The organism is uncultured Nonlabens sp., assembly GCF_947495285.1.
Taxonomy (GTDB): domain Bacteria; phylum Bacteroidota; class Bacteroidia; order Flavobacteriales; family Flavobacteriaceae; genus Nonlabens.
The window spans coordinates 106,932-127,223 of the sequence record NZ_CANLXZ010000003.1; the positions used below are offsets into that span (position 1 = coordinate 106,932).

The 20,292-nt window shown below is 35.1% G+C and carries 19 protein-coding genes and 3 tRNA genes; 12 read left to right on the forward strand and 10 right to left on the reverse strand.

Features of this window, described 5'->3' with window-relative positions:
* Nucleotide 1: 1 nt before the first annotated feature.
* On the reverse strand, nucleotides 2-628 hold the full coding sequence (locus Q0838_RS02020; protein WP_298950679.1) for an NAD(P)H-dependent oxidoreductase: 627 nt from the start codon (nucleotides 626-628) through the stop codon (nucleotides 2-4).
* Between the two features lie 147 nt (nucleotides 629-775).
* On the opposite strand from Q0838_RS02020, the gene Q0838_RS02025 reads away from it, so the two are divergent.
* From Q0838_RS02025 to Q0838_RS02045, 5 genes are all read left to right on the forward strand, one after another.
* Nucleotides 776-1,162: an acyl-CoA thioesterase gene (locus Q0838_RS02025; RefSeq protein ID WP_298950680.1), complete on the forward strand. Its 387-nt coding sequence runs from the start codon at nucleotides 776-778 to the stop codon at nucleotides 1,160-1,162.
* Between the two features lies 1 nt (nucleotide 1,163).
* Nucleotides 1,164-1,823, forward strand: coding sequence for an ElyC/SanA/YdcF family protein (locus Q0838_RS02030; RefSeq protein WP_298950682.1), 660 nt, complete (start codon nucleotides 1,164-1,166; stop codon nucleotides 1,821-1,823).
* A 216-nt stretch (nucleotides 1,824-2,039) separates the two neighbouring features.
* Nucleotides 2,040-2,124 (forward strand) — tRNA-Ser (locus Q0838_RS02035).
* 163 nt (nucleotides 2,125-2,287) lie between these two features.
* Nucleotides 2,288-3,757, forward strand: a complete 1,470-nt coding sequence (mqo, locus tag Q0838_RS02040; protein ID WP_298950684.1) for a malate dehydrogenase (quinone) — start codon at nucleotides 2,288-2,290, stop codon at nucleotides 3,755-3,757.
* Between the two features lie 196 nt (nucleotides 3,758-3,953).
* Nucleotides 3,954-6,134 carry a response regulator gene (locus Q0838_RS02045; protein WP_298950686.1) on the forward strand — a complete coding sequence of 727 codons (2,181 nt, stop codon included), beginning with the start codon at nucleotides 3,954-3,956 and terminating at the stop codon, nucleotides 6,132-6,134.
* Between the two features lie 301 nt (nucleotides 6,135-6,435).
* Here the strand turns inward: Q0838_RS02045 and Q0838_RS02050 are convergent, their stop codons facing one another.
* The 6 genes from Q0838_RS02050 to tgt all read right to left on the reverse strand — a co-directional run bounded on the left by Q0838_RS02050 (nucleotide 6,436) and on the right by tgt (nucleotide 13,973).
* Nucleotides 6,436-7,698 (reverse strand): asparagine synthetase B, encoded by a 1,263-nt coding sequence (locus Q0838_RS02050; RefSeq protein ID WP_298950688.1) that lies wholly within the window; start codon nucleotides 7,696-7,698, stop codon nucleotides 6,436-6,438.
* Between the two features lie 133 nt (nucleotides 7,699-7,831).
* Nucleotides 7,832-9,373, reverse strand: a complete 1,542-nt coding sequence (dnaB, locus tag Q0838_RS02055; RefSeq protein ID WP_298950689.1) for a replicative DNA helicase — start codon at nucleotides 9,371-9,373, stop codon at nucleotides 7,832-7,834.
* A gap of 287 nt (nucleotides 9,374-9,660) precedes the next feature.
* A complete protein-coding gene (locus Q0838_RS02060; protein WP_298950690.1) occupies nucleotides 9,661-10,614 on the reverse strand; it encodes an acetyl-CoA carboxylase carboxyltransferase subunit alpha in 954 nt (317 codons plus the stop codon).
* 272 nt (nucleotides 10,615-10,886) lie between these two features.
* Complete coding sequence (locus Q0838_RS02065) at nucleotides 10,887-11,786, reverse strand: DMT family transporter (RefSeq protein WP_298950692.1); 900 nt, start codon at nucleotides 11,784-11,786, stop codon at nucleotides 10,887-10,889.
* Nucleotides 11,773-12,843, reverse strand: coding sequence for an LptF/LptG family permease (locus Q0838_RS02070; RefSeq protein WP_298950694.1), 1,071 nt, complete (start codon nucleotides 12,841-12,843; stop codon nucleotides 11,773-11,775). The genes Q0838_RS02065 and Q0838_RS02070 overlap by 14 nt, the downstream gene beginning before the upstream one ends.
* On the reverse strand, nucleotides 12,843-13,973 hold the full coding sequence (tgt, locus tag Q0838_RS02075; protein WP_298950696.1) for a tRNA guanosine(34) transglycosylase Tgt: 1,131 nt from the start codon (nucleotides 13,971-13,973) through the stop codon (nucleotides 12,843-12,845). Before tgt ends, Q0838_RS02070 begins: the two co-directional genes overlap by 1 nt.
* A gap of 248 nt (nucleotides 13,974-14,221) precedes the next feature.
* Here tgt and Q0838_RS02080 point away from each other — a divergent pair, with 248 nt between their 5' ends.
* Together Q0838_RS02080 and Q0838_RS02085 are read left to right on the forward strand one after the other, a co-directional pair.
* A complete protein-coding gene (locus tag Q0838_RS02080; RefSeq protein WP_298950697.1) occupies nucleotides 14,222-15,067 on the forward strand; it encodes a transketolase in 846 nt (281 codons plus the stop codon).
* A gap of 34 nt (nucleotides 15,068-15,101) precedes the next feature.
* Nucleotides 15,102-16,055 (forward strand): transketolase family protein, encoded by a 954-nt coding sequence (locus tag Q0838_RS02085; RefSeq protein ID WP_298950699.1) that lies wholly within the window; start codon nucleotides 15,102-15,104, stop codon nucleotides 16,053-16,055.
* A 124-nt stretch (nucleotides 16,056-16,179) separates the two neighbouring features.
* Here the strand turns inward: Q0838_RS02085 and Q0838_RS02090 are convergent, their stop codons facing one another.
* Both Q0838_RS02090 and Q0838_RS02095 read right to left on the reverse strand, forming a co-directional pair.
* Entirely contained in the window at nucleotides 16,180-16,374 is a 195-nt protein-coding gene (locus tag Q0838_RS02090) for a transposase (RefSeq protein WP_298950728.1), read from the reverse strand.
* Nucleotides 16,375-16,626: 252 nt separating this feature from the next.
* Nucleotides 16,627-17,805 (reverse strand): peptidylprolyl isomerase, encoded by a 1,179-nt coding sequence (locus Q0838_RS02095; RefSeq protein WP_298950701.1) that lies wholly within the window; start codon nucleotides 17,803-17,805, stop codon nucleotides 16,627-16,629.
* A gap of 81 nt (nucleotides 17,806-17,886) precedes the next feature.
* Between Q0838_RS02095 and Q0838_RS02100 the strand changes: the two genes are divergently transcribed.
* The 3 genes from Q0838_RS02100 (at nucleotide 17,887) to Q0838_RS02110 (ending at nucleotide 19,337) form a co-directional block, all read left to right on the forward strand.
* Complete coding sequence (locus tag Q0838_RS02100) at nucleotides 17,887-18,264, forward strand: RNA-binding S4 domain-containing protein (RefSeq protein ID WP_298950703.1); 378 nt, start codon at nucleotides 17,887-17,889, stop codon at nucleotides 18,262-18,264.
* Nucleotides 18,261-18,641, forward strand: a complete 381-nt coding sequence (locus tag Q0838_RS02105) for a hypothetical protein (protein WP_298950705.1) — start codon at nucleotides 18,261-18,263, stop codon at nucleotides 18,639-18,641. The genes Q0838_RS02100 and Q0838_RS02105 overlap by 4 nt, the downstream gene beginning before the upstream one ends.
* Before the next feature lie 198 nt (nucleotides 18,642-18,839).
* Nucleotides 18,840-19,337, forward strand: a complete 498-nt coding sequence (locus tag Q0838_RS02110; RefSeq protein WP_298950707.1) for a phosphoribosyltransferase family protein — start codon at nucleotides 18,840-18,842, stop codon at nucleotides 19,335-19,337.
* Here Q0838_RS02110 and Q0838_RS02115 read toward each other — a convergent pair.
* Nucleotides 19,329-19,856, reverse strand: coding sequence for a shikimate kinase (locus tag Q0838_RS02115; protein ID WP_298950708.1), 528 nt, complete (start codon nucleotides 19,854-19,856; stop codon nucleotides 19,329-19,331). The genes Q0838_RS02110 and Q0838_RS02115 overlap by 9 nt on opposite strands.
* A 104-nt stretch (nucleotides 19,857-19,960) precedes the next feature.
* Between Q0838_RS02115 and Q0838_RS02120 the strand changes: the two genes are divergently transcribed.
* Together Q0838_RS02120 and Q0838_RS02125 are read left to right on the forward strand one after the other, a co-directional pair.
* A tRNA-Lys gene (locus tag Q0838_RS02120) sits at nucleotides 19,961-20,033 on the forward strand.
* 51 nt (nucleotides 20,034-20,084) lie between these two features.
* A tRNA-Leu gene (locus tag Q0838_RS02125) sits at nucleotides 20,085-20,167 on the forward strand.
* Nucleotides 20,168-20,292: the final 125 nt, after the last annotated feature.

The window sequence follows — 20,292 nt, forward strand, 5'->3', positions numbered from 1 at the left end:
TCTAGATGTATGAAATCATTTCATCTTGTGGCTTGCGTACTTTTTTAAGTTGAGCCATAAAATCATCATTAGAGCGATAGCCTACCGGGAGTAACAACACACTTTTTAAACCTTTACTTTTAAGATCTAAAAGCTCATCCATTTTCTCTGGCACAAAACCCTCCATAGGACAGGAATCCATTTGCTCATGCGCACAAACAGTCAGTAAATTACCTAGAATAAGATAAGCCTGGTTCTTTGCCCATAGCTCAATTTCTGCTTTATCTTTTTTAGAAAAACTATCTATTAAAAAATCCTTAAACGGATTTAAAACATCAGCTGACGTATTGCGCACTTGCTTTACCAGAGTAAAATAATCCTCGATAAACCGTTGATCTACTACCGTCGTACATAAAATAAGTACTGCACTTGCATCTTTAACCTGTAACTGCCCATAAGAATGCGCCACCATTTCTTCTTTAACCTTTTGGTCTGTAACTACTACCATTTTACAAGGCTGCAAGCCATAAGAAGTCGCTGTTAGGTTAAAAGCCTTTGCGAGTATCTCTAGCTGCTCTGTCGATATTTTTTTGCTAGAATCAAATTTCTTTGTTGCATACCTCCATTGTAAACTTTCTACACTATTCATACCTATGATGCGTTATATTTGTGATCGATAGATGGATGCTAGTTTCGCTTTCGCGAAAGCAGAACCTACATCAAACATCTTTCTTATATCAATGTAAAAATAACCTACAAAAAACATCTATTAAAATGTTTTCCATAACTTATTTCCATGCAAGACATCGCTACACGTATTAAGGAATCAGAAACAAGTATTTTTAAAGCGGTTTTTCCTAATACGACAAATCATTACGACACCCTTTTTGGTGGTACTGCGTTGCACCTCATGGACGAAGTTTCTTTTATCTGTGCTACAAGGTTTTCTAGAAAAAAAGTAGTGACCATAAGTACCGATAAAATAGATTTTAAAAAACCTATTCCTCAAGGCAGCATTATAGAGCTGGTCGGGAAAATCTCTAAAGTGGGAAACACGAGTTGTGTCGTAGAAACTAGTATTTATATGGAAGATATGTACAGTTACTCGAGAGAAAAAGTAGTTACAGGTATATTTACATTTGTTGCCATAGACGATGATAAAAACCCTACTTCCATTATATAATATGCGCAGACTTTTAAACATACTAGTATTTAGTATCATCATAGGGCTGGCTGGAGTACTTATTTTACAATTACATGTAAAACGCATATCTAGAGAGGTTATAACAAATGATATAAGCGAGCTAAAAACAGCTTACACAGGTATCGTTCTAGGCGCCAGTGTTAAACCAGATAAGACACTTTCTCTTATTTTACAAGATCGTGTGGATGCAGCACTACTAGCCTATGAGAATAAAAAATTTGAAAAATTTTTATTGAGTGGTGATCATGGCGAGAAAAACTATGACGAGGTTAACGCTATGAAAAACTATCTAAATGATAAAGGTGTGCCAGACGAAGATATTTTCTTAGACCACGCAGGTTTTGACACCTACGACACCATGTTTAGAGCTCGCGATGTTTTTAAAGTGGAAAACGCTATTATTTTTACACAAGAATTTCACTTACCTCGAGCTGTTTACATCGCAAAAAAAATGGGTCTAGAAGCACAAGGTTATATTGCAGATAATCGGGAATACCCTGGCAACAGTCATTTTGCTAGAAGAGAATGGCTTGCTAACATAAAAGCATGGATAGAAATCAATATAGATAAATCACCTACATACACCGGCAGGGTGATCCCTATCACAGGAAAAAGTAGTTTATCCCACGATAAAAATTAAATTACACCTCTTTTTTATACTTATAGGCAGGTAAGATAAGAATCTATCGCATCTATTTAAATAAACCATCTAATCACAATTGTTTAATTATCAATACACTAAGAATAAATTAAAATTAAATCCTTTTTTTATTTTAAAAATAGCCGATTTTTAAAAGTTTAATGATATATTTGCAACCGCTAAAACAAAAAACGTTTCTTTTGTTTTATCTAGACTGGAGAAGTGGCAGAGTGGTCGAATGCACTGGTCTTGAAAACCAGCGAGGGTCACACCTCCGGGGGTTCGAATCCCTCCTTCTCCGCTGCAACCCTGATAATCTTTTGATTATCAGGGTTTTTTATTAGGTAACCGTTTATAAATTATTAAAATGTTTAGCTTTTGCAAAAGCTAAACAAACATCTATCTTCTTCTAAGATAAAAATACCTTCTAATTATCTATCTTTAGAACAACATATTCTAAAGAAATGAAAAATAAAGATTACGACCTCATATGCGTGGGCGCAGGAATAATGACTGCTACACTAGCTTTAATAAGTAAAATATTAAAACCAGATCTTAATATCTTAATCCTAGAACGTCTAGATGACGTAGCTCTAGAAAGTAGCGCTGCATGGAATAATGCAGGTACAGGACACAGTGCGCTATGTGAACTTAATTACTGTCCAGAAAAAAACGGAACGGTAGACATTAAAAAAGCGGTAGATATTTGTACCCAATTTGAGATGTCTAAGCAATTCTGGAGTTTTCTAGTAGACCAAAAGTTGATTAAAGACCCTCAATCTTTTATTAATCCTGTGCCACATAACAGCTGGGTACACGGTAAGGATAACGTAGAATACCTAGAGAACCGGTTTAAAAAAATGAAGGAACACTTCATGTTTAACACCATAGAATATAGTACCTCTATTGAAAAGATGAAAGAGTGGTTCCCATTAATTATGAAAAATAGAGATGGCAGCGATATTATGGCTGGATCACGCATCGATCGTGGTGCAGAGATGAACTTTGGAGCGCTGACTAGACATTTATTTGACATTTTAGAAAACAAATATGGTGTTACAGTAAGCTGCAATGAAGAAGTACAAGATGTAGATCCTAATAAAGAAATAGAATGGGATGTGATCACAAAGAACACCGTTACTGGCGACCAGAGACATTTAAGTGCGCATCATGTATTTATAGGTGCTGGTGGCGGTAGTTTATTACTACTGCAAAAAGTAGAAATAGAGGAAAAAGAAGGTTACGGTGGTTTTCCAGTAAGTGGTGCGTGGCTGGTGTGCAAAAATCAGGATATTATAGACCAGCATAATGGTAAGGTATATTCTAAAGCTGGACCTAATGACCCACCTATGAGCACGCCACATCTAGATACTCGATTTATAAATGGGAAACGCGAGTTGCTATTCGGTCCTTTTGCTGGTTTCAGCCCTAAGTTTTTAAAAGAAGGTTCTTATCTAGATCTTTTTAAATCTATAAAAACAGATAATATTAAACCCATGTTAGAGACCTTTTGGGACAACCTTCCATTAACCCAATACTTAGTAAACCAGGTAACGATGTCCTTTGATGACCGTATGGAAGACTTGCGTAAGTTCTATAAAGATGCTAAAAATGAAGATTGGGAATATCTAGTCGCTGGACAGCGTGTTCAAATTATTAAGAAAGATGAGTTTAAAGGTGGACAACTACAATTCGGTACAGAAGTAATATCAAGTAAAGACGGCAGCATCACATGCCTTTTAGGTGCTTCTCCTGGAGCTTCTACATCCGTAAAAATAATGCTAGATGTTCTAGAAAAGGCATTTCCTGAAATAGTAGAAGACCCTAAATGCTTAGAACAACTGCAACAAATGATTCCGTTTTATAAAACATATATTACTGAAGAATTGTTTAATAAAGAATTAAAACAAGCCAATAAATTACTAGAATTATGACCTTTTAATCCTACCTTATTTAAAAATCAATTGTTAATTTATGAGTATAAATTTTGTTTGTAATAGGTTTATGCAATGGTATAAAATTAGCAACTGCCTTAAGAATTACATTTCATCTAAAACAACCTGCTCAAGCAAGGAGATTTCCTTAATTAATTAAGATTATAAAGTACTTTTACTATCTTAAACGTACTGAGTGAAACATCTTTTTTTATATATACTACTTTTAATAACATGTAATTTAACTTATGGACAAGTAGATACTCTAGCTATAAGAGAACAAATTTTAAAGTTACAAGATTCTTCTACTGTAGCATTTAACCATAGTAGATATAAAAAATCACAAAATATTAATCAACAAATATTAAAACTAGCGGGCTCCATAAATGATTCAAATTTATTACATGTAGGTTACCGTTATCTAGCTTATGATTTTAACGTCGCTGGTGATACTATAAAAGCAAAACAAGCTCTAAATGCAGCTCTATCTTATACTCAAGCATCTACAGATATCATTCAAATAGCTGACACTTATCTCTTAGAGGCCTCTATCAGAGATAAATCCAAACAACCATTTAAAAAAATATTAAGCAGTTATCAAAAATGTATAGATATCTATAATAAAAAGAAAGATTCATTAAGATTAGGAGTTGCTTATACTAACCTTGTGGATATGTCTTTAAGACATAACCAACTAGATATTACTGAGGTTTATTTAAAATTAAACAAAAAAATCATAGCAAATCATGTTCCCAATGAGGTGTATTACTATTACACCCAACTAGCAAATTACCTAGTAAAGAAAAAAGACTATGAACAAGCAGAGTTTTATATCAATTATGCTGAAAATCATGAATCAAATACAGGTAGTATACTAGATAAAGAAACAATATGCACTATAAAAGCAGATATTTATGAAGGAACAGGTAGATATAAAGAAGCTTATGAAGCAATTATAGAATCAAAAAAAGCTTTGATCAAAACTCAGGAAGAAATACACACCAAAGAGCTTAAAAAGGTAACTGCCTCCTTTGAATTAGAACGATACAAAAAAGATGCAGAAATTAATAAAAAAAATATTGCACTTCAGGATGAACTTTTAGAAAGTAAAAGTAAAATCAATAATTTTTTAATTTTGATCAGCGCGGTTAGTTTTTTTGCCATCGCTTATTTATTCTATTCAGTTAACAATAGAAAAAAATTAATTAAAAAATTAACTACAAAAAATGAAGAATACCTAGAAGCAAAAAAAGAATCTGAAAGATTAGCCCTAGCTAAAACCAATTTTTTCAACACTGTAAGTCATGAACTAAGAACACCGCTATATGGCGTTATAGGTATAAGCAGCCTTTTAATAGATGAAGCTGAAATACCTAAGAAAAGTCTAGAAAATCTTAAGACCCTTAAGTTTAGTGCAGATTATTTACTCGCACTAGTTGATGATGTATTACAACTCAGTAAGATTGATGCAGATAAAATCCCTCTAGAATCTAGTATCATCAAGATTAAGGATTTACTTAACGCTATATTATCCACTTTTGAATTTTCAAAAACTCAAAATAATAATCATTTTAAATTACATATTGATAAAAACGTCCCCTTAGTATTTACAGGAAATTCTATGATATTAAAGCAAGTCCTTATGAATCTCATAGGAAATGCAATAAAATTTACTGAAAATGGAACCATAAAAATAGAAGTCAAACTTTCTCATTCACAAAATCAGGTCGATTACTTAGAATTCAATGTTATCGATGATGGACCTGGTATACCAATAAATAAACAAAAAGAGATATTTGCAGAGTTTACTCAACTTCAAAACAACGACACAAATTATGGAACTGGTCTAGGACTAGCGATCGTGGCAAAATTATTACACCTTATTAATTCTAGAATTAATCTAGTAAGCGAGTTAGGAAAAGGATCTAAATTCAGTTTCAAATTCCCTATAGAAGAATCACATCTGACTGATGAAAAACAATATTTATTATCTGATCTCGATGATGATTCCATATTTGAAAACAAGAAAATCCTAGTAGTAGATGACAATACTATAAATCAACTGGTAACTAGCAAGATTTTAGAAAAACTTAAATCAAAATGCGATATTGCAAATAACGGAAGAGAAGCTGTAGAAAAGATTCAAAAAGAAGAATTTCAATTAGTTTTAATGGATATAAACATGCCGGTCTTAGACGGATTTGAAGCTACTAGAGAAATTAGGTCCCTAGGATATGATCTACCTATCATAGCGTTAACAGCTGTGGAGGCAGACGAGGTGGAAAAACAATCCATAGAGTCTGGTATGAATGGTTATATTATTAAACCCTATGATATAAACGTCTTTAAAAGAACTATATCTATTAACTTTAAATAAAACTTTCTAGAAGCAATCCACTCAAATATCTTTAAAGCTAGTAAACTATTAAAACACGAGAGCAATAGTAATTGCATGTTTCATAGGAGTTTATTTGGACTCAAAATTTACGTATTGGGCGGATAAATTCCATGTTAAACTTAAAAGAGACGCAGCTATCGTGTAACCTAACTATTATTCTTAAGCATTGAGTTTTGTATAAATTTAGTGAATTAAAGTAGAAATTTAAAAAATCATTATAGAATTGAACTGCAGCTACCAGCGGTAAAAGTCATTTTTAAATGTAAGTTTCTAATTTAAATCAAGTCTTCTGTTTCTTCTTTCTGGCTGCTGGAAATAATACATTGTTTAAGATTAATCTGTATCCTGGACTGTTAGGATGTAGGCTCAATTCTGTAGGTGGGTCTCCTACCCTATGCTGGTAATCTTCTGGGTCATGACCACCATAAAAGGTAAAGAATCCTTTACCGCGTATTCCATGTATGTATTTTGCTTCTTTGTTAGCTCTATTTTCTCCAAGAACGAGCACATTTTTCTTTACTTCAGGTCTATAAAAACTAGTAGTCTGTCCCATAAAACCTTTAACTAGACTGGTGTGATTCTGGTTTAACATGGTAGGAATAGGATCCCATTTTGCGCTGAAATCCATTAAAGAAAAATAATCTAACTCTCTTTTAATATCTCGCTTTGTAGTCATATCAATAGAGCTAAATTCATACACCATAGGAGAGCGCTCTAGTTTATAATCAGTAAAAGCAAAGGTCTTAGAATAGTCTATCTTATTTTGATAACCGGCTTCACTGGCATCGCCATCAAACATGGGCTCTGCAATATCGACACCTTCAGCACCTAGTGCTATATCAAAACTGTCTGTTGCACTACACATAGCAAACATAAATCCACCACCTACTACGTAATCTCTAATTTTGAGAGCTACATCTCGCTTTTCTTCACTTACTTTTTTGTAACCTAATTTTTGCGCTAGTTCTTCAGCTTTTTTCTTTTCTTCTATATACCATGGTGCGGCTCTATAACTGCGATAAAACTTACCATACTGACCAGTAAAATCTTCATGATGCAGGTGCAACCAGTCGTATAACAACAACTCGTCTGACAGCACTTCTTCATCATATACCTTTGTATACGGTATCTCTGCATAGGTAAGAACCATGGTTACCGCATCGTCCCAGGGTAATTTACCGCTAGGCGTATAAACAGCTATTTTAGGTGCTTTTTCTAGCAAGACTTCTTGCATATTTTGCGATGGGCTAGCGACTAGTTCTAGGATAGAACTTACCTCTGCCTCAGACATTTCTTCATAGCTCACACCTCTTACTATCAGCTCGTTTTTGATTTCTTGCACGTTAGGCACTAGAAAAGAGCCACCACGATAGTTGAGCAACCACTTCACTTTGGTTCCTTTAGAAAGTACCCAGTAAGAAATCCCATAGGCTTTTAAATGGTCCGACTGTGTGTCTGCATCCATTGGGATAAATAAATATTGTGCCTGTACAAATAGCCCACTTGCACATAGTAATAAAAGTAAAAAATATCTTTTTAACATTCTTGATAATTATGTTGATCTCGCTTTCGCGAAAGCGGAATTATAACCCACTCATTCCTAAATTATAAAAGCAGTCCTTAAATATAAGGATTGAAAACGAGATGTCAGGCATTAATTAAACCAAGTCTTAGAACTAGAAAGGCATGTCGTCGTTAGGGATGTCAAATGCATCTCCTGGACTTGCAGCCTTAGGAGAGTCAAATGCGTCTGGTTTAAAGGTGTCGTCATTTGCAGCATTCATCTTAGAACCGAATTCTTCTGGAGCTCCAAAAAACTGATCGAGATTATCAAACTTACCGAACTGACCTAAGAACTTTAATCGTATAGAGTCTGTGGCACCGTTACGGTGTTTTGCAACTATAAATTCACCTTGATCCTTAGTCGGGCTGCGGTCGTCATCGTCCCACTCTTCTAGACCATAATATTCTGGTCTATAGATAAAGGATACAATATCTGCATCTTGCTCGATCGCACCAGATTCACGCAGGTCAGATAGTAATGGACGTTTAGACCCACCACGAGATTCTACCGCACGAGACAGTTGCGAGAGCGCTATTACTGGTACAGAAAGCTCTTTGGCTAGTGCTTTAAGGTTACGCGAGATAGTTGATATCTCTTGTTCACGGTTACCACCTTTGGCACCTGTTTGTGCAGTCATTAACTGCAGGTAATCAATCATGATTAACTTGATACCATATTGAGAGGCCAGTCTTCTACATTTTGCGCGCAGGTCAAAGATAGAAAGTGATGGTGTGTCATCGATAAAGATAGGAGCACGTTCTAGATCTTTTACCTTTACGTTTAATTGTTCCCACTCATGTGCTTCTAACTTTCCTGTTCTAAGTTTTTCAGAACTTAATCCAGTTTCTGAAGATATTAAACGTGTAATTAATTGTACCGAACTCATCTCCAGAGAGAAAAATGCTACTGGTATATTGCTACCTACCGCAACATTACGTGCCATACTTAATGTAAAAGCTGTTTTACCCATACCTGGACGTGCAGCGATAATAATTAAATCGGACGGCTGCCATCCACTCGTTAATCGATCTAGGTCTGTAAAACCGGTAGGTATACCAGATAGACCATCACGATTTGCTATTTCTTCAATACGTTCTTTAGCCTGACGTACTAGGTCCATGGCAGTTTCTGTACTTTTTCTTATGTTACCTTGGGTTACCTCGTATAGTTTTGATTCTGCTTTATCAAGTAAATCAAATACGTCTGTAGACTCTTCATAAGACTCGTTAATAATCTCTGTAGATATTTTAATAAGACTGCGTTGAATGAATTTTTGAAGAATAATTCTTGCGTGAAATTCAATGTGCGCTGTAGAACTTACTAATTGAGATAACTGTACTAGATAATGATCACCACCAGCAGCTTCTAGTTTTTCAATTTTACGCAATTGAGCACTAACCGTTAATAGGTCGACTGGTTTCCCTTCTTTAAAGAGTAAATCAATGGCTTCAAAGATAAATTGATGGCTTTTTTGATAAAAGACATCAGGAGATAGTAGGTCTATCACCTCATCTACTCCTTTACCATCAATCATTAACGCTCCTATCACCACCTTCTCTAAATCAACTGCCTGAGGTGGTATTTTACCTTTCTCTAGGGTGACAACAGAGGTGTTTCCTGATACATTATTAGCGCGTGCTTGATTTTTTTCCATAGAACTCAAAAGTAGGTTTTAAATAAGGTTTATTAGAATAGGATGTGATAAGGTAATCAACAATTGCACCATAAAAAAAAGTTTATAACATGTTGACAACCAATGTTTTTTTTAAAAAAGCTAGTAAACTTCACTACTTATCAAAAATAAGTATGTCATTAAAATACGCTTGTTAAGTTGATAAATATTTTCCTTTTAAAATTAAAAACAAGCGGTTAAAAAAGCTACAAAATTATAAGTATAACTTTGTAGCTTTATAATGTAATAGGGTATTATAACAGGAAGTCTTATCCTTTATAAACACCCATGTTAGCATATTTATCCATACGACTATCTACTAGTTCTTTTGGATCTAGGTCTTTAAGGTCGTCGTACTGTCTTAGAATACAGTCTGCAACAGATTTAAATATCGTATCTCTGTCTTTATGCGCGCCTCCTTGCGGCTCGCGTAAGATCTCATCTACTAACTTCAGTTTTTTCATGTCAGTTGATGTAAGTTTAAGAGCATCGGCCGCTTTTTCTTTATATTCCCAGCTTCTCCATAAAATAGAAGAACAAGATTCTGGAGAGATTACCGAGTACCATGTGTTTTCTAACATAACTACTTTATCACCTACACCTATACCTAGGGCTCCACCACTTGCACCTTCACCTATAATCATAACGATAATAGGCACTTTAAGACGTGTCATCTCTAGAATGTTTCTTGCAATAGCCTCACCTTGACCGCGTTCTTCAGCTTCTAGACCTGGATAAGCTCCTGGAGTGTCAACTAATGCTACGACAGGCACACCAAATTTTTCGGCACTTTTCATTAATCTTAGTGCTTTGCGGTAACCTTCTGGATTTGCCATACCGAAATTGCGGTACTGACGTGTCTTTGTGTTAAAACCTTTTTGCTGACCTATAAACATGAAACTTTGCTCTCCTATTTTACCTAGACCACCTATCATCGCTTTGTCATCTTTAACATTGCGATCACCGTGTAGTTCTAACCAGGTGTCACCACATATAGCTTTTATATAATCTAAGGTATATGGACGGCTAGGATGACGTGACATTTGCACACGCTGCCATGCCGTAAGGTTAGCATATATATCTTTGCGAGTTGCTTTAAGCTTTTTCTCTATTTGTTTAATGGTTGCACTAACATCTACATCACTTTCCTGGCCTATTGCTAGTGTTTGCTGAAGCTTTTCTTCCAGCTCTTTAATTGGTAATTCAAATTCTAAATACTCCATATTAAGGAATTCATATTTTGGGTCAACAAATATAGTGATATGAGTTGAAGTATACGTCTAATTGATTTTGAAACTGCATGGAATTATAAAATACTCATGACCTACCTATATCAAATTAAAATACTATAAAACTGATTTAAAAACATTTGAATTATAAAACCACAGTTTTTTGAAACTTTATAAAATAGGAACAAGTTTTTCACTTTAAACAGAATGACTCCACTTGAAAACAATTATACACTTTAAAGACGTCTTAGGTAAGGAAGATCTATCTATCTCTTAGCTAGTCGCGTTTTCAATATCCCATTGCTAATTATTACCGTTAAAATAACTAAGGCACCTATATAGAATTGTGGCGTCATTTCTTCAGTATCTCCTAGTATAAGATAAGCTAGAAAAATTCCATAAACCGGTTCTAAATTTGTGGTTAACATAACGGTATAAGCACTCAAAACCTTCATCACCTTTACACTTGCTATAAAAGCATAAGCCGTACAAACTGAAGCTAGAATACCTAACCACAGCCAGTCCATTTGGGTAAGCGCTGTAGGCAGTACAAAATCTACTGGCAGGAATATAAAAAAGGTAGAAAGCAATACCACACCGCTAGACAATTCATAAAATGATATCAACGACGGTGGATGATCCTTTGCCCATTTTACATTTATAATAGAAAATACAGCACTCAAAAAAGCACTTATTAATCCTAAAGTCATACCTGTGACATACTGAGTCTCTATCTGGAAAATATAATACAGCGCACCTATGATTAATGCTCCAAAAATAAGCTCGTACCACACAAATTTCTTAGAAGTAAAAATAGGTTCTAGTAAAGCAGTAAAAAAAGCTCCCATACTCAACATAGCCAGTGTTACAGAAACATTAGATTCTTTTATAGCACCAAAGAAAGTCACCCAATGTAAGGCTATCACTATACCTGCCAGTAAAAATCCTAAAATACGTTTGCGCGGTAAAGCTCCTTTACCCACTAACTGCAATGGAATTTTTTTCCATTTCATAAAGATAAATATGAGAATTACCGCAATACTCATGCGCCACCATACTAGCGGTATAGATTCTATACTTATTAACGCACCTAGAACTGCAGTAAAACCCCAAATAAATACTATAAGATGTAAGTGTAGGTAATTGAGTAATTTATCGTCTCGCATTTCTTATCAGGAAAAGTGCCACAATGGCAAAGAATATATTAGGAAACCATACAGCAATCCATGGATCAAAGGTACTTTTCTCAGCGATCGTACCGAATACTTTATCGAGAAAAACATAAGTCATTGCGATGACTATACCTATAGCAAGATTAATTCCCATACCACCACGCTTTTTTACAGATGACACTGCGACTGCTATTATGGTAAAAATAAAAGCACTTACTGGTATAGAGGTACGCTTGTACTTCTCTACATAGTAAATATTCATATTTGCATTACCGCGCTTTTCTTCTAACTCTATAAATTCATTAAGCTTAGAATAGTGATAGGTTTCTGCGATATATTCTGACGGTGTAAGCTCTGCTATATCAAAATCAAAGAGCGTGTCTTTTTTCTGCTCCCGTTCTATCTTCTCGCCATTTTCAAGAATGATTCTTTTCTTATAACCACTTAAGGTATAAATACTATCCTTAAACTTTATACGGTTAGCATAGATCTTGTACTTCAACTCATTTTCTTCAAAATGTTCTAGTGTAAAATCAAAACCTGTCTGACTAGAAGACTGGTAATTACTGACATAAATGTAATCGTTGTCATTTATTTGCCTAAAAACATTGGTCGTTTTTTTATCACCTCCACGTTTAAAATACTTGTATTGAAACTCATTAAACCCTGCGGCAGAGTCTGGTACAAATACAGCACTGAAAATCAACGCACCTAGACAGACTATACTCGCCCCTATTATATAAGGACGTAAAAATCTATTAAAAGAAACACCAGAACTTAAAAAAGCAATTATCTCTGTGTTCATAGCCAGTTTTGATGTAAAAAACATGGTAGAGATAAAAAGGAATAATGGAAATAAGAAATTAGAAAAATACACTGTAAAATCTAACAGGTACGCAAAGACCTCACCAGCAGGAACATCCTTACTTATGATTTTCCCCACCTTTTCTGCAATGTGCACTGTTACCATGATAGGTAAAAACAGTACAAGTAACAGCAGGAATGCACCTAGGTACCTTTTTAATATGTATTTATCTAATATACTTAACACTAGAGTCTGTTATCTAATTGCTTTACCATTTTATCCTTCCATGTAGAGAAATCCCCAGCAAGAATATGCTTGCGCGCCTCTCTCATTAACCATAAATAGAAAGAAAGATTGTGTATCGTACAAATTTGTCTACCTAGCATTTCATTAACCGTAAATAGATGACGCACATAAGCCTTAGTATAAGCTGTATCTACCCATGCGTAATTTGCAGGATCTAGTGGAGAAAAATCTTCTTCCCACTTCTTGTTTTTCATATTCATAGTACCGTGAGCCGTAAAGATCATACCATTACGACCATTACGAGTAGGCATTACACAATCGAACATATCTACACCTAACGCGACATTTTCTAATAAGTTAATAGGCGTACCTACACCCATAAGGTAACGTGGCTTTTCTTTAGGTAAAATAGCTGTAACCACCTCAGTCATGGCATACATCTCTTCAGCAGGTTCTCCTACAGAGAGTCCACCTATGGCATTACCGAATTGTTCTGTTGCAGCAATAGCCTCTGCACTTTGCTTTCTTAAATCTATATAGGTACTACCTTGTACGATAGGGAAAAGTGTTTGCTTGTATCCATAAAGATCTGGCGTCTCGTTAAAACGAGTAATACATCTCTTCAACCACCTATGAGTCATATGCATACTACGTCGTGCATAATTATAATCACATGGATAAGGCGTACACTCATCAAAAGCCATAATAATATCTCCACCTATACTGCGCTGTATATCCATCGCACGCTCTGGAGTAAAAGTATGGTAAGAACCATCGATGTGAGATTTAAACTTCACACCTTCTTCTTTTATCTTTCTATTAGAACTCAAAGAATACACCTGGTAACCACCAGAATCTGTTAGAATAGGTCTGTCCCAATTCATAAACTTGTGCAGGCCGCCAGCCTTTTCTAGAATATCAGTTCCCGGGCGCAAATACAAGTGATATGTATTACCCAAAATAATATCTGGATTAACCTCTTGTTCTAACTCACGCTGGTGAACTCCTTTAACTGTACCTATTGTACCTACCGGCATAAATATAGGTGTCTCAATTTTGCCATGGTCGGTGTGGATAACTCCAGCTCTTGCCTGACTCTTTGGATCGTTTTGTAATAAATCAAATTTCATGAACGGCAAAGATACTATTTGTTAGTTATGAGTTAAGAATTAAGCGTTAAGAGTTTTTGATATGTTTCGCTTTCGCGAAAGCGAGAACAAAACCCAACCTACTACTTATCTTATATAATAGTGTACTTTTTACATATTTAAGTTCTATTGTTCACAAAACCCAGCATATCGTTAATAACTGACCTAAGTAATAAACCATCTTATAAGTCAATAGTCTTATTTTTGGAGGATCATTTAAAAACTCTAAAATGGCTGATACACAGCACTTAAAAGATTTAGTAACGCAAGTACGTCGCGATATCGTTAGACAAGTACACGCCGTAAGTAGTGGACACCCAGGTGGATCGCTAGGTTGCACAGAATTTCTAGTAACTCTATACAACGAGGTTATGGATCACGACCCATCTTTTAATATGGATGGTGTTAATGAAGACTTATTCTTCTTATCAAATGGTCATATATCTCCAGTTTTCTATAGTGTATTAGCTCGATCGGGATATTTTCCTGTAGAAGAGTTAGGTACTTTTAGAAAATTAAACTCCAGATTACAGGGCCACCCTACTACACATGAAGATTTACCTGGTGTACGTATAGCAAGCGGTTCTTTAGGTCAAGGAATGAGTGTTGCTATAGGTGCTGCTGCTGTAAAGAAATTAAACGGTGACACAAAAACGGTTTTTACTTTACATGGTGATGGTGAGTTGCAAGAAGGTCAGATCTGGGAAGCTGCTATGTACGCTGCAGCAAACGATGTAGATAATCTCATCTCTACTATCGATGTAAACGGCCAGCAAATAGACGGTAGTACAGACCAAGTTCTTGCTCTAGGTGATCTAAGAGGTAAATTTGAAGCCTTTGGGTGGAGAGTAGTTACCGTTACAAAAGGTAACGACGTAGACGCTGTTCTTGCAGGTATTAAAGAAGCTCTTACCCTAACAGGTAAAAAACAACCTGTATGTATTTTATTACACACTGAAATGGGTAATGGAATAGACTTTATGATGGGGTCTCATGCATGGCATGGAATCGCTCCTAATGACGAGCAACTTGCTGAGGCATTAAGACAGAATCCAGAAACCTTAGGCGACTATTAATTTAAAAGAGCAATCTGCCCAGCAGATTTTAGATATGAAAATTTACAAAAACACAGGAAGTAAAGACACAAGATCCGGATTTGGAGATGGACTTACTGAACTAGGACAAAAAAACGAAAACGTAGTAGCACTTTGTGCAGATCTTACTGGGTCGCTTAAAATGAATGCGTTTGCAAATAATAATCCAGAGCGTTTTTTCCAAGTAGGTATTGCCGAAGCTAACATGATGGGTATGGCTGCCGGTATGACCATAGGTGGTAAAATACCTTTTACTGGTACGTTTGCAAACTTTTCTACTGGTCGTGTATATGACCAGATCAGACAAAGTATCGCATACTCTGACAAGAATGTAAAAATATGTGCTTCTCACTCTGGATTAACTCTAGGTGAAGATGGTGCTACACACCAGATTCTTGAAGATATAGGATTAATGAAAATGCTACCAGGCATGACAGTAATCAATACTTGTGATTATAATCAAACTAAAGCAGCTACTCTAGCTATAGCTGACCATCATGGACCTGTATATTTAAGATTCGGTCGTCCTAAGGTGGCTAACTTTACTCCAGAAAATGGAGAGTTTAAAATAGGAAAAGCTGTCTTATTACAAGAAGGAACTGATGTAACAATTATTGCTACTGGACATTTAGTTTGGGAAGCACTAGAAGCTGCAAAAACCCTTAATGAAAAAGGAATAAGTGCAGAGGTGATTAATATTCACACGATAAAACCTCTGGACGAAGAGGCTATAATCAAATCTGTTAAGAAAACAGGTTGTGTAGTAACTGCTGAAGAACACAATTTCTTAGGCGGTCTAGGAGAAAGTGTTGCAAGAACTTTATCTCTTAACCATCCTACTCCACAAGAATTTGTAGCTACTAACGACACTTTTGGTGAAAGTGGAACACCAGCACAATTACTAGAGAAATATGGCTTAAATGCTGAAAATATCGCTCTTAAAGCTGAAGCGGTAATTAAAAGGAAGTAATTTACTTACACTCATAAATCAATAGAAGCCGTCTCATATAACATAATGAGGCGGTTTTTTGTTTTAGTAATTTATTTGGTAGAATTAGTTGATTCTAGATAAAAATGAAGAAGATTAAAGTTTCTTATGCGACCTTCTTCTCAAGATTATTTGCTAAAGCGTGTAATCCGAACTCTAATTCAGCTTTTTTGATGCCTTTATAAGTAAATCTTTTAAAGTTATGGCTAGATTTAATATGAGCAAAAACAGGTTCTACACCAGCGGTGCGCTGTATTCTTTTTTGCTCTCCTAACTCGCTATTAAGTCGTTGCCTAGCTATTTCTTTATGGCGCTCTAATCTGTGATTGCGCTGTTATAATTCTACAGCGAACAGATTTGTGGAATAGGCTTCTTAACGGAAGGAAAAAGCCAGTTTTACTGCTATTTAAAGTCATTAAAATTAGTATCCATACATCTGACTATTAGATATGAGGACACAAATAAACATGAATTTATCAATGTATAAAACAAAAAAAACTGCCTCAAATTAATGAGACAGTCTCTTTTTTTAATCTTTTATAACATCTTCTCTCTATGAATCTGCATCTAGATAATCAGGGACACCATCTCCATCAGAATCTAGTGCATCTATAGGATTCCCATTATTATTAGGGTCTGCATTTTCTAACGCAGTTGGTATCCCATCTCCATCATCATCATCGTCTAGATAATCAGGTATTCCATCACTATCTGTATCTAGTGCATCGCTAGGATTACCATTACCGTTAGGATCCGGACCTTCAAATCTATTCTGAATACCATCGCCATCGATATCGATATTTACTTCATTAGAGTCTAAATAACCAGGTATTCCATCACCGTCTAGATCTTCTGCATCGCTAGGATCACCATCACCATTAGGATCTGGATTTTCAAAAATAGTAGGTACTCCATCTCCGTCATCATCTGCATCTAGATAATTAAACACACCTCTCAAATCTTGATCTGTATTATCTCTATTATTTGGAGATTGTAAATCTAAATCGCCATCTAGATCTTCAAATTTTGAAAGAATACCATCACCATCATGATCCGATAGATTCACTTTTCGCAATTGGTAAGTAAATATAATAGGAGAATAGGCTGGTATACCTGCAAGAGAAGTACTAAAATACCCTAATCCAGAAGGCATAAACACCGCTCCTATTCCAGAGTCTATAAAAGAAAAAGTTCCATCACTATTTGCTGTAATATTAGTAGCCTCATTTAATTCTGACACACCAGCTGCAAAACCATCTACTACACCACCTCCTAAAGAACTCGCTCCAGGTAAATCAAACCATATAGAATTAGTAGTACCATCAAATACAGTATTATCTAATAATAGACCCTCGTATGAAACTAACGTACTGTCTGCAAAGGTAGGTCTTAGTGCACCGCCACCCTGACGTACATTTAATGTAAAATAAGTATAATCTATACCATCTCTCGATAAAACTCTAGAATTTACCTGATTTGCTAGTGGTATTTTATTAGCATTAACACCAGATATGGTATCAAAAGCGATACTAAAATCTGCTCCTACAGGGTTTGTTGCAAATTCTTCATAGTTATAAAAATGAGTATTTAAATACTCCTGTAATTCTGCAAGGTCTTCTGTATACACCTCGCCTCTATCTCTTATTACCACACCATTATCATCGTCAGATCCACAAGAGACTAACACCATTCCTATTGCTAGAAAGGAGAATAAATATTTAATTTTTTTCATCATCATTTTTTAAAGCGATCAAAGATAGTATTTTCAACTATTTTTGTAGTGTTGTGATAACGTTTAATAACAAAGCTTCTTATGCGAGTAGACAAATATTTATGGAGTGTACGATACTATAAGACCAGAAGTAAAGCGACAGATGCCGCAAAGAAAGGTCGAATTAGAGTAAATGACTCTATCGTAAAACCTGCTAGAGATGTATATCCTGGCGACATTATTCAATTGCGTAAAGATCAAATAGAATATAAAGTAGAAGTCCTAGACCTACCGGACGGCCGCGTAGGTAATAAAATCGTGAACTTATATAGACTAGATCGTACGCCTCAAGAAAATTTTGACGCAAAGAAACTCATCGCCTTAAATCAGGATTATTACCGTATTAAAGGAGAAGGAAGACCTACTAAAAAAGACCGTAGAGACCTTACTAGCGTCTTAAACCAAGAGGAGGAAGAATGAAACACGGTAAAATGTATTGGGAAAACAGATATAAAGGTAACTCTACCGGTTGGGATCTGGGCCATCCATCCTTACCGCTTACTCAAATTATAGATAATTTAAGCGACAAGAATACCAAGATACTAATTCCAGGATCTGGTAATTCTTATGAAGCGATTTATTTAATAGAATCTGGTTTTACAAATGTTACCGTACTCGATATTGCCAGCCAGCCTTTAGAGTCGATTAAAAATAAGCTGGTAATAAATGATAACATCACAACGGTGCAAGATGATTTTTTTCAACACACTGGGAAGTATGATCTAATATTAGAACAAACGTTCTTTTGCGCTTTGGAACCTCGCTTTCGCGAAAGCTATATAAAAAAAATGTCATGATCTATTAAATAAGAACGGGCATATAAAAGGTGTTCTATTTGATTTTACTTCTCAAAGAACAGAGCCGCCATACACAGGAAATAAAGAAGAATACATCAAGTTATTTGAGAAAAAATTTAACATCATTAATATGAATAGATGCCATACATCTGAAGATTCTAGAAAGGGAAAGGAACTCTTAATAAATATGAAAAAGAAATGATTAAAAATGAAATTCTAGACCATAACCAGGTACAGCATAAGATAAGAAGAATTGCTTATCAAATAGCCGAAGTATATTTGAATCACGACCGCATTATTCTAGCAGGAATAATAGGCGGCGGTTACACCTTTGCAAAAGAGTTAAAAAAAGCCTTATCTAAAATAATAGACACAGAAATCGTATTGTGTAAAGTAATAATAGATAAGACCGACCCACTTGCGGCTATTCAAACCAGCATACCGACTAGTGAATACGAGAACAAAGGAGTTATTATTTGTGATGACGTACTTAATAGCGGCACTACCTTAATCTACGCTGTAAAACATTTCTTAAATGTACCACTAGACCGATTAAAAACTGCTGTACTAGTAAATAGAAACCACAAAAAATATCCCGTAAAAGCAGACTTTAAAGGACTCTCTCTCTCCACAACTATTGAAGAACATATAGAGGTGCAACTAGAGAAAAAACCTTTTAACGTGATGCTAGAATAAACTAGCCGCTATTTGCTGTGCCACTTCTCTTGGTGTTTCTTCATCTACTTTTATTTTAAAACTGGCCTGATTATAAAACGGTCTACGTTCAAATAAATGCTTTCCTATAAATTCTAACATCTCTTCTTCAGAATTTACATTCTTAAGAAGAGGTCTTTGATCTTTCTCTTTTATTAACCTGGCAGATAATACAGGTATAGGAATATCTAAATAGACAGTTTTTACATCTTCTAGATTATTTAGATAATTCATAGAATCAAAATAACAGGGTGTACCACCACCTAATGATAAAACCATGTTTTTATCTAAACTCATTAATTTTTCTAAAACTACTTTTTCCTTCTTTCTGAAGTAAATTGCACCTTTAGTCTGAAAAATTTCAGAAATTTTAATTTTTTCTTCTTTTTCTATTTCTGAATCTAAATCTAAGAAATCAAAAGAGATATCACTTGCAAGACACTGACCTACAGTAGATTTACCTGACCCCATGTACCCTATTAAAATAATTTTAAACGCCATTTTCTATCGTTTTCTAATTAAAACTAAATTTTTTTTAAAAATAATCTAAAAATAATTAGGTCGTAACAAATAAAAAGACGTATCTTTGCAACCGCTAACACGAAGATCTGGTAGCTCAGTTGGCAGAGCATCTCCCTTTTAAGGAGAGGGTCCTGGGTTCGAGCCCCAGCCAGATCACAACAATTGTTAACGAAAAAGTCCTTAATTTATTAAGGACTTTTTTTATTTACCTGGGTGCTGAAATTGGTAGACAGGCACGGTTGAGGGCCGTGTGTACTTTGTACGTGTGGGTTCAAGTCCCATTCCAGGTACAGTAAAAAAGCTAGATAATATTTATGTTATCTAGCTTTTAAATTTTATGACCTATTATTCATTATTTTTTATATCGGACTCTGTACTTATCATATCTATTTAAAATGGATTCTTAAAATAGATC